General features: G+C 38.6%; 13 protein-coding genes and 1 riboswitch. Of the genes, 7 read left to right on the top strand and 6 right to left on the bottom strand.

Features of this window, described 5'->3' with window-relative positions; all coding sequences use genetic code 11:
• Nucleotides 1-65: 65 nt before the first annotated feature.
• The 4 genes from cgtA to rplU all read right to left on the bottom strand — a co-directional run bounded on the left by cgtA (nt 66) and on the right by rplU (nt 2,858).
• Nucleotides 66-1,238, bottom strand: a complete 1,173-nt coding sequence (cgtA, locus tag ACPT9C_RS02765; RefSeq protein WP_425622435.1) for an Obg family GTPase CgtA — start codon at nt 1,236-1,238, stop codon at nt 66-68.
• A gap of 27 nt (nt 1,239-1,265) precedes the next feature.
• Nucleotides 1,266-2,186: a DMT family transporter gene (locus ACPT9C_RS02760; RefSeq protein ID WP_050948850.1), complete on the bottom strand. Its 921-nt coding sequence runs from the start codon at nt 2,184-2,186 to the stop codon at nt 1,266-1,268.
• A gap of 82 nt (nt 2,187-2,268) precedes the next feature.
• Nucleotides 2,269-2,526 carry a 50S ribosomal protein L27 gene (rpmA, locus tag ACPT9C_RS02755; RefSeq protein ID WP_005539872.1) on the bottom strand — a complete coding sequence of 86 codons (258 nt, stop codon included), beginning with the start codon at nt 2,524-2,526 and terminating at the stop codon, nt 2,269-2,271.
• Nucleotides 2,527-2,546: 20 nt separating this feature from the next.
• On the bottom strand, nt 2,547-2,858 hold the full coding sequence (gene rplU, locus ACPT9C_RS02750; protein WP_005655781.1) for a 50S ribosomal protein L21: 312 nt from the start codon (nt 2,856-2,858) through the stop codon (nt 2,547-2,549).
• Between the two features lie 214 nt (nt 2,859-3,072).
• On the opposite strand from rplU, the gene ispB reads away from it, so the two are divergent.
• Nucleotides 3,073-4,062, top strand: a complete 990-nt coding sequence (gene ispB / locus ACPT9C_RS02745) for an octaprenyl diphosphate synthase (protein WP_111688858.1) — start codon at nt 3,073-3,075, stop codon at nt 4,060-4,062.
• A 49-nt stretch (nt 4,063-4,111) separates the two neighbouring features.
• On the top strand, nt 4,112-4,849 hold the full coding sequence (locus tag ACPT9C_RS02740) for an epoxyqueuosine reductase QueH (protein WP_050948848.1): 738 nt from the start codon (nt 4,112-4,114) through the stop codon (nt 4,847-4,849).
• Between the two features lie 58 nt (nt 4,850-4,907).
• On the opposite strand, the gene ACPT9C_RS02735 is transcribed toward ACPT9C_RS02740, so the two are convergent.
• Nucleotides 4,908-6,278 (bottom strand): alanine/glycine:cation symporter family protein, encoded by a 1,371-nt coding sequence (locus ACPT9C_RS02735; protein ID WP_050948847.1) that lies wholly within the window; start codon nt 6,276-6,278, stop codon nt 4,908-4,910.
• 110 nt (nt 6,279-6,388) lie between these two features.
• Nucleotides 6,389-6,499: riboswitch (glycine riboswitch) on the bottom strand.
• 176 nt (nt 6,500-6,675) lie between these two features.
• Nucleotides 6,676-7,386 carry a two-component system response regulator ArcA gene (gene arcA, locus ACPT9C_RS02730; protein WP_005655790.1) on the bottom strand — a complete coding sequence of 237 codons (711 nt, stop codon included), beginning with the start codon at nt 7,384-7,386 and terminating at the stop codon, nt 6,676-6,678.
• Nucleotides 7,387-7,578: 192 nt separating this feature from the next.
• Here arcA and ACPT9C_RS02725 point away from each other — a divergent pair, with 192 nt between their 5' ends.
• From ACPT9C_RS02725 to glyA, 5 genes are all read left to right on the top strand, one after another.
• Nucleotides 7,579-9,318, top strand: a complete 1,740-nt coding sequence (locus ACPT9C_RS02725; RefSeq protein WP_111688857.1) for a protein-disulfide reductase DsbD — start codon at nt 7,579-7,581, stop codon at nt 9,316-9,318.
• A 112-nt stretch (nt 9,319-9,430) separates the two neighbouring features.
• The gene (locus tag ACPT9C_RS02720) at nt 9,431-9,835 is read left to right on the top strand and encodes a DoxX family protein (protein WP_005655793.1); all 405 of its coding nucleotides are present in this window, start codon (nt 9,431-9,433) and stop codon (nt 9,833-9,835) included.
• 187 nt (nt 9,836-10,022) lie between these two features.
• The gene (gene purH / locus ACPT9C_RS02715) at nt 10,023-11,621 is read left to right on the top strand and encodes a bifunctional phosphoribosylaminoimidazolecarboxamide formyltransferase/IMP cyclohydrolase (protein ID WP_050948845.1); all 1,599 of its coding nucleotides are present in this window, start codon (nt 10,023-10,025) and stop codon (nt 11,619-11,621) included.
• A 149-nt stretch (nt 11,622-11,770) separates the two neighbouring features.
• Nucleotides 11,771-13,060 carry a phosphoribosylamine--glycine ligase gene (purD, locus tag ACPT9C_RS02710; protein WP_050948844.1) on the top strand — a complete coding sequence of 430 codons (1,290 nt, stop codon included), beginning with the start codon at nt 11,771-11,773 and terminating at the stop codon, nt 13,058-13,060.
• A gap of 123 nt (nt 13,061-13,183) precedes the next feature.
• Nucleotides 13,184-14,449 (top strand): serine hydroxymethyltransferase, encoded by a 1,266-nt coding sequence (gene glyA / locus ACPT9C_RS02705; RefSeq protein ID WP_050948843.1) that lies wholly within the window; start codon nt 13,184-13,186, stop codon nt 14,447-14,449.
• Nucleotides 14,450-14,493 lie beyond the last annotated feature (44 nt).

The following is a 14,493-nucleotide window of genomic DNA, read 5'->3' as shown; positions in this document are numbered from 1 at the left end:
TAGCAAAAAGCACCTAAAAGTTTTAGGTGCTTTTAAATTTTTAATGCTTACAAAATTAGACTTTCTTAAGGTTTATAGATGAACTCAATTCCTTCATCGTCTTCTTCGCTCCAATCATCATCCCAATCTTCGTCATCATCAAATTGATGCTCTGCTAGTTGTTCTTGATGATAATCCTCCCATTTGAATTTTACTTCTTCAGGTGCAACTTGCTGTATTTCAGCTTCGCGTGGATTCGCTATGATAAAGTCCATAATATCACGACAAAGTGGAGAAACATTTTTCCCTGTTGCCGCTGAAATGAAGTAATAATCTTCTTCCCAACCTAATTGTTCAGCAATTTCTCTGGCTCGCTCTTCAGCTTCTTCATCGCTCATCGTATCAATTTTATTGAATACCAACCAACGCGGTTTTTCTGATAGTTTTTCACTGTATTGGAAAAGTTCAGATTCAATAATAGCTATGTTATCTGCTGGATTAGATCCATCAATTGGAGCAATATCGACTAAATGAATAAGCACTCTACAACGTTCTAGATGTTTTAAAAAACGAATTCCTAACCCAGCACCATCTGCTGCGCCCTCAATTAATCCGGGAATATCAGCGACTACGAAACTGTGTGAGTCATCCACTTTCACAACACCGAGACTTGGTACTAAGGTAGTAAATGGATAATCTGCAACTTTTGGTTTGGCTGCTGAAACGGCACGAATAAAAGTGGATTTACCAGCATTAGGTAAACCGAGCATTCCCACATCAGCAAGTAGCATTAATTCCAATAATAAATCGCGTTTTTCGCCCGGTGTTCCCATTGTTTTTTGACGCGGTGCACGGTTTACCGATGATTTGAAACGGGTATTCCCTAAGCCATGATAACCGCCTTTAGCTACCAACATTTTTTGACCATGTTGGGTTAAATCCCCCAAGGTTTCTTTGGTGTCGTTATCAATAGCACGAGTTCCCACGGGAACAGGTAAAATAATATCTTTACCGCGACGTCCTGTACAATCTGAACTCCGTCCATTCTCTCCACGCTCTGCGGCAAAGCGTTTATTAAAGCGATAATCGATTAAGGTATTGAGGTTTTCATCGGCTTGTAAATAGACATCGCCACCATCGCCACCGTCGCCACCATCAGGGCCGCCTTTCGGAATAAATTTCTCTCGACGGAAACTTACGCAACCGTTACCACCATCCCCAGCCTCAATTTGAATAAGGGATTCATCAATAAATTTCATTAAAACTTCTCCAAAATAAACCGCACTTTAATGAGTTCTATGCGGTAATAATTTATGTCCAATTGCGGATAAAATTGCCCCGCATACTACAACAAATGCGCCAATATAGCTAATATTATTCAATTCTGGGGGTGCAAAATCTGATGGGCTAAAATAATGGGCAATATGGGAAAATAGGATTGTGAAAAGAGGTACAAGAGTGATAACAACGCTGACTTTTGATACATCCCAACGATTAAGAGCTTCCGCATAAGAGCCGTATCCAATTAAGGTATTTAAACAGCAGTAAATAAAACAAATCAGAGCTAAAGGTGTGAGTTCTTGCACTTGCGAGAATTCAGCCATCGGCATAAAGACTATGGCACAACCTAAATACATCATTAGCAAGATTTGTTGTGAATTAAATTTACGTAACATTAATTTTTGCGCCATTCCATAAGCGACCCAAATAAGAGCGCCCCCTATACTTAAAATGACACCTGTTGAATACTGATTTAGTCCAGAAAATACAGCAAAACGATCATTAAAGAATAAACTTAGACCAATTAACAATAAGAAAAGCCCGATCTTTTGGTGCAACCCTAATTTTTCTTTGAAGATCAGTACACCGCAGATGAGCATTCCAAAAGAGGATAAATGAATAAAAATTTGTGCAACTGACGGTTCAATGTAATTCAGCGAGCTACTAAATAATAGAAAATTGCCGGTAAGACCAATTACTCCAATAAGCATAATCCACGCATATTGACGAACTTTCATTAATTCAGGTAATTGTTTTTTATAAGCAAGTAAAGCCAATAATGAAACTGCAGCAATAATGAAACGATACCATACGATAGTTTGCGCATTCATTACAGACAAAACTTGTTTCAAAGCAATAGGCAATGACCCCCAAGCCATTGCAGCAATAAGTGCAAAGGTAAAGCCTAGTAAAGGTTGTTGTTTCATTGCGTTCTCACTTATGTGAAATTAAGAAAAAGACAAAACGCCCCACAAAATTGTAGGGCGTTTCAATGGAATAGATTTTAAATTATTCAGTAACAATACTTACGTATTTACGGCTTTTCTCGCCTTTTACTTCAAATTTAACTTTGCCATCTGCGGTTGCAAATAAGGTGTGATCTCTTCCCATTCCTACGTTGTTACCTGCGTGGAATTTAGTACCACGTTGGCGAACAATAATACTACCTGCTAATACAGACTCGCCACCGAAACGTTTAACACCAAGGCGTTTAGCTTCAGAATCGCGACCGTTACGAGTTGAACCACCAGCTTTTTTAGTTGCCATCTACTTGATCTCCTCTGAAATTATGCTTGAATCCCAGTGATTTTCACTTCTGTGAACCACTGACGATGACCTTGTTGTTTACGGCTGTGTTTACGACGACGGAATTTAACGATTTTAACTTTCTCGCCACGACCTTGTGCAACAACTTCAGCCACTACTTTTGCACCAGCAACTACTGGTGCACCAATTTTAACATCTTCACCATTAACGACCATCAACACAGAATCGAACTCAACTGTTTCGCCAGTTGCAAGTTCAAGTTTTTCTAAACGAACAACTTGACCTTCGCTCACACGGTGTTGTTTACCGCCACTTTGGAAAACTGCGTACATAAATACTCCGCTTAATTGTGTTTCTCTGCTCTTTAGCAGTCCACACTTAAAAATTCATATAAAATAGGTGGCAAATTCTACGGAAAAATCCTACCTATGGCAAGAATTTATTTACAATAAAATAAAAAAATTCCCTTCATTTGCGGATTGATTTCAGAAAGTCTGAAAATTCGGGTAAAATGCACCGCACTTTTGACTAATAATTGATGAAAAAATGAAGAAACAAGATCTTATGAGCATAGACGCGATCCAGAAACTTGCAGATCCCGATATGCACAAAGTTAATCAAAATATTCTTGCTCAGCTTAATTCAGATGTACCGCTAATAGGACAGTTAGGTTTTTATATTGTTCAAGGTGGCGGTAAGCGGATACGCCCGTTGATCGCAGTGCTTGCAGCTCGATCTTTAGGGTTCGAAGGATCTAATTCAATTACTTGTGCTACTTTTGTTGAATTTATTCATACCGCTTCTTTATTACACGATGATGTAGTAGATGAATCTGATATGCGTCGTGGGCGTGCTACGGCGAATGCTGAATTTGGCAATGCGGCGAGTGTGTTGGTAGGCGATTTTATTTATACGCGTGCATTTCAATTAGTTGCAAAATTAGAATCATTGAAAATTTTAAGTATTATGGCGGATGCGACTAACGTTTTAGCGGAAGGCGAAGTTCAGCAGTTAATGAATGTTAATGATCCTGAAACGAGTGAAGCTAATTATATGCGTGTAATTTATAGTAAAACTGCGCGTTTGTTTGAAGTGGCTGGACAGGCTGCGGCAATTGTCGCCGGTGGAACAGAAGCTCAAGAAAAGGCTTTACAAGATTATGGGCGTTATCTTGGAACTGCATTTCAGCTTGTGGATGATGTATTGGATTATAGTGCAAATGCACAAGCTCTGGGTAAAAATGTAGGCGATGATTTAGCTGAAGGAAAACCAACCCTTCCTCTGCTACATGCTATGCGTCATGGTAATGCTCAACAGGCAGCTTTAATTCGCGAAGCGATTGAGCAAGGCGGTAAACGTGAAGCTATTGATGAAGTATTAGCTATTATGGCTGAGCATAAGTCTTTAGATTATGCGATGAATCGTGCAAAAGAAGAGGCTCAAAAAGCAGTAGATACAATCGAAATTTTGCCAGAAAGTGAATACAAACAAGCCTTGATTTCATTGGCATATTTGTCTGTGGATAGAAATTATTAGTCCATAATTTAGCTTATATACTTGAACCCATTAATTTTAATTAAACTTTATGAATACAGAACTTCAACCTAAACTAGAAATAAGTGCGGTCAATTTTCAAGCTAAACCGCGAAAACAAAAAATCCGTAAGGATCCTAACGCACCTTTTATTCGTGAAAAACTTGAGTTGCCAGATGGACACAATAAGCTCCTTTTGCATTCTTGTTGTGCGCCTTGCTCTGGCGAAGTGATGGAAGCAATTATTGCATCAGGCATTGAATTTACAATTTATTTTTATAATCCAAACATTCATCCACTCAAAGAATATTTGATTCGTAAAGAAGAAAATATCCGTTTTGCAAAAAAATTTGGTATTCCATTTATTGATGCTGATTACGATCGTCAAAATTGGTTTGATCGTGCCAAAGGAATGGAGTGGGAGCCTGAAAGAGGTATTCGCTGCACAATGTGTTTTGATATGCGTTTTGAAAAAACGGCTGAATATGCACATAAACACGGTTTCCCTGTATTTACTAGTTGCTTGGGAATTTCTCGCTGGAAAGATATGAATCAAATCAATGGCTGTGGACATCGTGCGGCGGAAAAATATGATAATGTAGTTTATTGGGATTATAATTGGCGCAAGGAAGGTGGTTCACAGCGTATGATTGAGATTAGTAAGCGTGAGCGATTCTATCAACAAGAATATTGCGGTTGTGTGTATTCTTTACGTGATAGTAATAAATGGCGAGAAGATACGGGTCGTCAAAAAATTGAAATCGGAAAATTATATTATAGTGCTGATTAAAAATAGAAAAATAAAGGTGCTGTTTCACAGAATTTGCTGAACAGCACCTTTTATTTAACTATTTTATCACTTCATCTTGATCATAATGATTAATTTTTAAACGTTGAAAATAATCTTTTGTTTCTTCAACGATCACTTTTCGCAATCCAATAAGCGCGATAAGATTTGGGAAAGCCATCAAACCATTTACAATATCGGCGATAATCCAGATTAAATTTAAGTGTAAGAATGCCCCTAAACCAACCAACATAATATAAGCTAGACGATATAGTTTTACGCCACGAATACCCACAAGATAAACGAAACAACGTTCCCCGTAATAACACCAACCTAAAATAGTCGTGAATGCAAAAAATAATAAGCCGACTGTTACAATCGTTGCGCCAATTGAAGTACCTAAACCTTGCACAAAGGCATAGTTTGTGACGGTAGCACCTGCTAATTCAGGATTGTTCCACGCTCCCGTTAATACCAATACAATACCTGTCATTGTACAAACAATAATGGTATCCAAGAATGTTCCTGTCATAGAAATTAAACCTTGACGAACAGGCTCACGAGTTTGTGCCGCTGCGGCTGCAATTGGTGCGCTTCCTAAACCAGATTCATTGGAGAAAATGCCGCGCGCAACGCCTGATTGAATCGCTTTCATTACAGTAAGCCCTACGGCACCGCCTAATGCAGCTTGCGGATCAAAAGCACTATCAATAATCAATAAAATCGCATCTGGTACTTTTTCTATATTCAAAAGGATAATAACCAGTGAAGTCGTGACGTATAAAATCGCCATAAACGGCACAATTACTGATGATGCGGTTGCGATACGTTTAACTCCGCCAAGAATGATTAAGCCGACTAAAAGTGTAACAATAATTGCTGTAACTAAAATGGGAATGTTAAAAGTGTCTTGCATCGCGTGAGTTATTGCATTGACTTGTGGGAATGTACCAATCCCGAAAAAGGCAACCATTACACCAAATAATGCAAATAATTTTGCCAGCCATTTAATACCTAGTCCGCGTTCAATGTAATACATCGGGCCGCCAGCCATAAAGCCATTTTTATCACGAACACGATATTTAACTGCGAGTAAACATTCGGCATATTTTGTTGCCATTCCTAACAAAGCAACCAGCCACATCCAAAAAATAGCCCCTGGCCCACCTGCTTGTACCGCAGTTGCCACGCCCACAATATTACCCGTTCCAATTGTTGCTGCTAATGCAGTACAAAGTGCGGCAAAAGAGGAAACATCTCCTTTTCCACCTTTATCTTTTTTGAACAAATAACCTAGTGCGCGTGGTAAGTAGCGAATTTGAATAAAGCCTAAGCGTAACGTTAAATAGAGTCCTGTACCAGATAATAATATAAGTAGCGGTGCACCCCAAATAAAGCTATCAATAGCTGAAAGAATTGACTCAATTGTCATGTGATTCCTCGTCGTTTAAATCAAAAATAAACACGACAAGAAGACGAAAAGATACAATGGAAAAGAAAGTGCGGTGAAAAATAGATAATTTCCACACTTACGATAGATTGTCTTTTGCCCCTGTCCTTTTGCCTGAGCGTTTGAAAAACGATTGAAAAATTAACCGCTCTTTTGCGCCTTCGGCGTCCATTTCTAAAATGGATCTCTCCAAGGGTTCGTCCAGTAACAGTCCCTGCCATCGCACCTGAAAGATTTTACATCGTCGGTGTGGGGTCAATTCCCCACTCTCCAGCTACCTTCATCCGAACTCACTTTCCATTAGATACTGAAAAGTGTGCGAATTCTAACAAAATAGGAAATGAATTTCAAAAAGGAATTTTTATGTAGAAAAATCACTTTATTCAATATCTCCGCAAAAACGATAGCCTTCTCCATGTATAGTCATAATGATATTTGGAGTATTTGGATGATCTTCAAAATGTTTTCTGATACGTCGAATTGTGACATCTACGGTACGATCCTGAGGTTTTAACTCTCGTCCCGTCATTTTTTTCAGCAATTCTTCGCGCGTTTGCAATTTTCCTGGATTTTCACAGAAATGTAACATTGCACGGAATTCACTGCGAGGAAGTTTGAATTCTTGTCCTTCTGGTGTAATTAAACTGTGGCTATTTAGGTCTAATTTCCAACCATTAAAACGATAGAATTCTCGACCAAATGTATTTTCTTTTTCTTGATGTGGCATTGTACGATGCAATAGATTACGTGCGCGGATAGTCAGTTCTCTAGGGTTAAAAGGTTTGGTTAAATAATCGTCGGCACCAATTTCCAGACCTAAAATTTTATCCACTTCATTATCTCGACCAGTTAAAAAAATAAGAGGTAAGCTTAATTCTTCACGGAGTTCTCTTGCCAATAATAAGCCGTTTTTACCTGGTAAATTAATATCCATCACAACCAAATTAATATTATGATTTGTCAATATATGATGCATTTCAACACCATTTTCTGCTTCAAATACATCATATCCTTCCGCTTCAAAAATCCCTTTAAGCGTATTTCGAGTGACGATTTCATCTTCAACAACGAGAATTTTTGGAGTAGCCATTTTCCATCCTTATACTTATTTTGGCGTATGCTATCAAAGCTATCATTCTAGCTGTGCAAAATTATTGTAACAATAAAAAAGTGCGGTATTTTTTTTACCTGATTTTCCTTTTTGTGATCTAAATCATAGTTTTAGGTATTCAACTTTCTTTGTGATAGAATTTCGAGCATCTATATTTTTACACTCAATTCTATGAAAAAACTCTTTCTTTTTTTTACGCTGATTTTCACTGCTTTTGCGGCTAATTCAGGTTTATTCGATAAAAAACAAACCTTTTTAAAAGTAGATGATGCTTTTGCTTTTTCTGCTACTTTATCTACAGATAAAAGCCAGTTACAAGCCCATTGGGATATTGCCGATGGCTATTATTTGTATCAAGATAAAATTAGTGCTGAGTTAGTCGGTAAATCAAATTCTCTCTCTTTACATACCCAACAGGCAGCGGAATTACATCAAGATCCTTATTTTGGCGAAGTGCAAGTTTTTACTCACTCAATTGATGGAATATTTAGCGGAACATTTAATAATGCTGATGATAAGGTTGAAATTACTTATCAAGGATGTACCGAAGGTTTTTGCTATCCGCCTGAAACTAAAGTATTGCGAATTGGCGATTTAGCTCTTTCTCAAGAGCAAATTGTCGAAAAAACAGTTGAAAAAAATACCGCACTTTTATCTGAACAAGATCGTTTAGCTGATGGTTTATTCCATAGTAAATGGGCAATTTTCGGTTTCTTTTTATTGGGATTGGGACTGGCTTTTACGCCTTGCGTATTGCCAATGTTACCGTTGCTTTCTGCTATTGTTATCGGTCAGCAACAACGTCCAAATATGATGCGTGCGTTTAGTTTAGCTTTTCTTTACGTTCAAGGTATGGCACTGACTTACACTTTGTTAGGGCTTGCAGTGGCAGCCATCGGTTTGCCGTTCCAAATTGCTTTGCAACATCCTTATGTGATGATTGGGCTTTCTATTTTATTTGTTGTGCTTGCCCTTTCAATGTTTGGCTTATTTACTATTCAATTGCCAAATAGCTTACAAAATAAACTAAATACGTGGAGCCAAAAACAAACATCGGGTGCTTTTGGCGGTGCCTTTGCAATGGGAATGATTGCTGGGCTTGTGGCATCACCTTGCACATCTGCACCTCTTTCTGGCGCTTTACTTTATGTGGCACAAAGTGGCGATTTATTCACAGGTGCAGCAACCCTTTATTTACTTGCACTGGGTATGGGCGTGCCGCTAATGTTAATCACATTGTTTGGTAATAAAATTTTGCCAAAATCAGGCGAATGGATGAATACCGTAAAACAAACATTCGGCTTTGTTATGTTGGCGTTACCTGTGTTTTTACTTTCTCGTATTTTGCCTGAAGTATGGGAACCTCGCTTATGGGCTGGGTTAGCGACAGTATTTTTTATTTGGTTTGCGTTGCAGATGTCTAAGAACGGTTTTGGCTATGCTATTAAAATTATTAGTTTTGCGTTGGCTATGGTTACTGTACAACCCCTGCAAAATTGGATTTGGCAAACTCAAACTACAACACAAAGTGCGGTAGAAAATATGCCTGTTTCTCAAGTTAAATTTAAGCAAATTAAAAATACTGAAGAACTTGACCGCACTTTAGCGGAAAATCCGCATTCAATTGCTATGTTGGATTTATACGCGGATTGGTGTGTTGCTTGTAAAGAATTTGAAAAGCTGACGTTTTCAGATCCACAAGTGCAACAGCAATTTCAAAATATCTTATTGTTACAAGTGAATATGACAAAGAATAGCCCAGAAAATAAAGCATTAATGGAACGCTTTAATGTGATGGGATTGCCTACGATTTTATTTTTTGATCAGCAAAATAATGAAATTAAAGGAAGTAGAGTAACGGGCTTTATGGATGCTGATGCTTTTTCTAATTGGATTGAAAAGCTACTTTAGTTATTTTTTACTTTTGGTAAAAAGTATTTTTCAATTTTAATTATTGTTTGACTATCCGTTAAAGATTAATATGACGCCGTTTTAATTCATCTTTAAACAAAAGGAAAGCAAAATGAACAATCTTGAAAAATATCGCCCGTATTTCTTGGCATTTTTACGTATCGTTGTCGCTTATATGTTTATTTTACACGGCACGGCAAAATTTTTGGAATTTCCAATTTCTATGACTGGAGGAAATGGTGCAGTAGGCGATCCAATGCTACTAGTGGCAGGCGTAATTGAAATTGTTGGTTCCATTTTATTAATCTTAGGTTTATTTACACGCCAAGCTGCGTTTATTTTGTCAGGGGAAATGGCATATGCCTATTTCTTTATGCACGTAGCAGGAAAAGGAAATCTATTTTTCCCAATTGCAAATGGCGGCGAACTTGCATTACTTTACTCACTTCTCTTTCTATATTTTGTATTTTCTGGCGCAGGTGCTTGTGCTTTAGATAATAAGTTTTTTAAAAAGTAGTTTAGTTGTAGTTTCATAATTTTATCCTTATTTTTGCCCACATTTATGTGGGCTTTTTTATGCCTGAAATTTATCGTATTTTTACCGCACTTTAAGAAATTATATTTAATCTTTTCTATATTTAAGCAAACGTTTGCGTTATAATTCTCATCGCTTATTTTTAACTATTTAATGAAAGGAAAATACAATGGCAGATCGTCCAATTCGTCAGGCTTTACTGAGTGTGTCTGATAAAACGGGTATTGTAGAGTTTGCTCAAGGTTTAGTTAAACGCGGTGTAAAACTACTTTCAACAGGCGGAACGGCAAAACTTTTAGCACAAAATGGTTTACCTGTAATTGAAGTGTCTGATTACACAGGTTTTCCTGAAATGATGGACAGTCGAGTAAAAACCTTACATCCAAAAATACACGGCGGGATTCTTGGTCGTCGTGGTACGGACGATGCCATTATGCAACAACATAGTATTGAAGGCATTGATATGGTTGTTGTGAATTTATATCCCTTTGCAGCTACAGTTGCTAAACCAGATTGCACCTTGACTGATGCAGTAGAAAATATCGATATTGGGGGGCCAACAATGGTGCGTTCTGCGGCGAAAAACCACAAAGATGTAGCAATCGTAGTTAATAATAATGATTTTAACGCCATTCTTACAGAAATGGATAAACACCAAAACAGCCTAACTTTTGAAACTCGTTTTGACCTTGCGATTAAAGCATTTGAACATACCGCTCAATATGATTCTATGATTGCCAACTATTTCGGTCAGTTAGTAAAACCTTATCATATTGCAGAGGAAGAAGAGGCGAATGCGAAGTGCGGTCAATTTCCACGCACTTTAAATCTTAATTTCGTGCGTAAACAAACCATGCGTTATGGCGAAAATTCCCATCAAAATGCCGCCTTCTATGTTGATTTAAATGTGCAAGAAGCGAGCGTGGCTACAGCTAATCAACTGCAAGGTAAAGCCTTGTCTTACAATAATATTGCCGACACTGATGCAGCACTTGAATGCGTGAAAGAATTTGACGAGCCAGCTTGTGTTATCGTTAAACACGCTAATCCCTGTGGTGTGGCGTTAGGTAAGGATATTTTAGACGCTTATCATCGCGCTTACCAAACCGATCCAACGTCTGCATTTGGCGGAATTCTTGCTTTTAACCGTGAATTAGATGAAAAAACAGCAAATGAAATTGTGGAACGCCAATTCGTCGAAGTGATTATTGCACCGAAAGTTTCTGCTGAAGCGCAAGAAGTAATGAAACGCAAGAAAAATGTCCGTTTGCTTGAATGTGGAGGATTGACCTCACGTTCTGAACGTTTAGATTTCAAACGTGTAAATGGTGGTTTATTAGTACAAGATGCTGATTTAGGTATGGTTGGTTTGGATGATTTAAAAGTGGTGAGTAAACGTCAGCCAACTGAACAAGAATTAAAAGACTTATTATTCTGCTGGAAAGTAGCAAAATTTGTGAAATCTAATGCTATTGTTTACGCTAAAGATAATCAAACTGTTGGCATTGGTGCAGGTCAAATGAGTCGCGTATATTCTGCGAAGATTGCAGGTATTAAAGCGAAAGATGAAGGTTTAACCGTAGCCGGTTGTGTAATGGCTTCTGATGCATTCTTCCCATTCCGTGACGGTATTGATGCAGCGGCGAAAGTAGGTATTCAATGTGTTATTCATCCAGGTGGATCAATGCGCGATCAAGAAGTCATCGATGCTGCAGATGAACATAATATGGTCATGGTATTAACTGGGATGCGACATTTTAGACATTAAATATTGCAGGAGGGACCTAGGGTAACAAGTTACCCTAGGTTAGTTATAATTTTGCCCTAAAGGGCAAGAGTAATGTTCCCCAAAGGGGAACAATTATGCTTAACCGTGGGTATACTTACCCTCGGTGATTCACAAACGCAAGGATTATTATGAACATTCTTATCATCGGAAACGGCGGTCGTGAACACGCTCTGGCTTGGAAAGCTGCACAATCTCCATTAGCAGATAAAGTTTTTGTCGCACCGGGTAACGCTGGCACTGCATTGGAACACAAAGTAGAAAACGTGAATATTTCTGCGACAGATATTCCAGCCTTAGTGAAATGTGCTCAAGATAAACAAATTGGATTAACCATTGTTGGCCCTGAAGCTCCGTTAGTAATTGGTGTTGTTGATACATTTCGCAAGGCAGGATTGAAAATTTTTGGCCCAACTCAAGCAGCGGCGCAATTGGAAGGTTCCAAAGCATTTACTAAAGATTTTCTTGCTCGTCATAAAATTCCAACAGCGGAATATCAAAACTTTACCGAAGTCGAACCAGCATTGGCTTACTTGCGTGAGAAAGGCGCACCAATTGTCGTTAAAGCAGATGGTTTAGCTGCGGGTAAAGGCGTAATCGTTGCGATGACCTTGCAAGAGGCGGAAAACGCTGTGCATGATATGCTTTCTGGCAATGCCTTTGGCGAAGCGGGGAGCCAAGTAGTAATTGAAGAGTTTCTAGATGGCGAAGAAGCCAGTTTTATCGTAATGGTAGACGGTAAAAATGTTGAGCCTATGGCGACTAGCCAAGATCATAAACGTGTTGGCGAAAATGATACGGGATTAAATACAGGCGGTATGGGCGCGTATTCGCCTGCACCTGTGGTAACACCCGAAATTTATAGTCGCATTATGCGGGAAGTGATTTATCCGACGGTTAATGGCATGGCGGAAGAAGGCAATGTTTACACCGGTTTTCTGTATGCAGGATTAATGATTATGCCAAACGGTCAGCCGAAAGTGATCGAATTTAACTGCCGTTTTGGCGATCCAGAAACCCAGCCAATAATGCTACGTCTCAAATCAGACCTTGTTGAACTCTGTCTTAAAGCATGTGACGGCAAATTAGATGAAGTAACATCACAGTGGAATCCACAGGCTTCTTTAGGTATCGTATTGGCTGCAGAGGGATACCCAAAAGATTATCGCAGAGGCGATGAAATAAGCGGATTGCCTAAAAGTGCGGTCAAAAACGAGAAAGTTTTCTTAGCGGGTGTCTCAGAACAAGAAGGCAAATTAGTTACAAATGGCGGTCGTGTGCTTTGTGCTACGGCATTAGGTGAAAGCGTATTTGAGGCACAACAGAAAGCCTTAAAATTGGCTGAGCAGATTCAATGGACAGGGCGTTTTTATCGTCGAGATATTGGTTATAGGGCTGTGGAACGAGAGTTGCAAAAATAATTCATATCATTATGATGAATTAATTTCATTTAAGTAATGAAAATTTAGGAATGAAATTTTAATTAAGTTTTTATCCATAAACAGTTAAACTATCTGCCATAAATTATATAACAGGAGAACACAATGTTTACAAGAAATATGACTATTGCTGATTACGATCCAGTATTGTGGCAAGCGATCCAAGATGAAAATCGTCGTCAAGAAGAGCATATCGAACTCATTGCATCTGAAAACTATGCGAGTCCACGTGTGATGGAAGCTCAAGGTTCACAATTCACTAATAAATACGCTGAAGGCTATCCAGGTAAACGTTATTACGGTGGTTGTGAGTATGCAGACATTGTGGAGCAGTTAGCCATTGATCGTGCGAAAGAATTATTTGGTGCAGATTACGTGAATGTTCAACCGCACTCTGGTTCACAAGCAAACGCTGCAGTGTATGGTGCGTTGATTAATGCAGGCGATACTATTTTAGGTATGGATTTGGCTCACGGTGGTCACTTAACTCACGGTGCAAAAGTCAGTTTCTCTGGCAAGATTTATAACTCTGTGCTTTATGGAATCACTGCGGATGGCTTAATTGATTATGAAGATGTTCGTCAAAAAGCATTAGAATGTAAACCAAAACTTATCGTTGCTGGTTTCTCGGCTTATTCACAAGTTGTGGATTGGGCGAAAATGCGTGAAATCGCAGATGAAGTTGGTGCGTATTTATTTGTGGATATGGCACACGTAGCAGGATTAATTGCAGCGGGTTTATATCCAAATCCACTTCCGCACGCACATGTTGTAACCACTACCACCCACAAAACATTAGGCGGCCCACGTGGTGGTTTAATTCTTTCATCTTGTGGCGATGAAGAAATCTACAAAAAATTACAATCATCCGTATTCCCTGCAAATCAAGGTGGTCCATTAGTTCATATTATTGCGGCAAAAGCAGTTTGCTTTAAAGAAGCATTAGAGCCTCAATATAAAGAATACCAAGCAAATGTAATCAAAAATGCGAAAGCAATGGTTGATGTATTTAAACAACGTGGTTATGACGTTGTATCAAATGGTACTGAAAACCACTTGTTCTTAGTAAGTTTCATTAAACAAGGATTAACAGGTAAAGCAGCTGATGCGGCATTAGGCAAAGCAAATATTACCGTGAATAAAAATGCTGTGCCAAACGATCCGCAAAAACCATTTGTTACTTCAGGTATCCGTGTAGGCACACCATCCGTGACTCGCCGTGGTTTCAATGAAAATGATGTTCGTGAATTAGCAGGCTGGATGTGTGATGTTTTAGATGCTTTAGGCAAAGAAAATGAAGAACAAGTGATTGCTGAAACTAAAGAAAAAGTATTAGCAATTTGTAAACGTCTTCCAGTTTATCCGAAATGATTTATTTTCTTTCGTTGATTATATGGTTAGCGGCGATTAATATC

Source organism: Haemophilus sp. HN_Hi16, assembly GCF_049823435.1.
GTDB lineage: Bacteria > Pseudomonadota > Gammaproteobacteria > Enterobacterales > Pasteurellaceae > Haemophilus > Haemophilus influenzae_D.
This window is presented reverse-complemented; position numbering and strand designations above follow the sequence as displayed.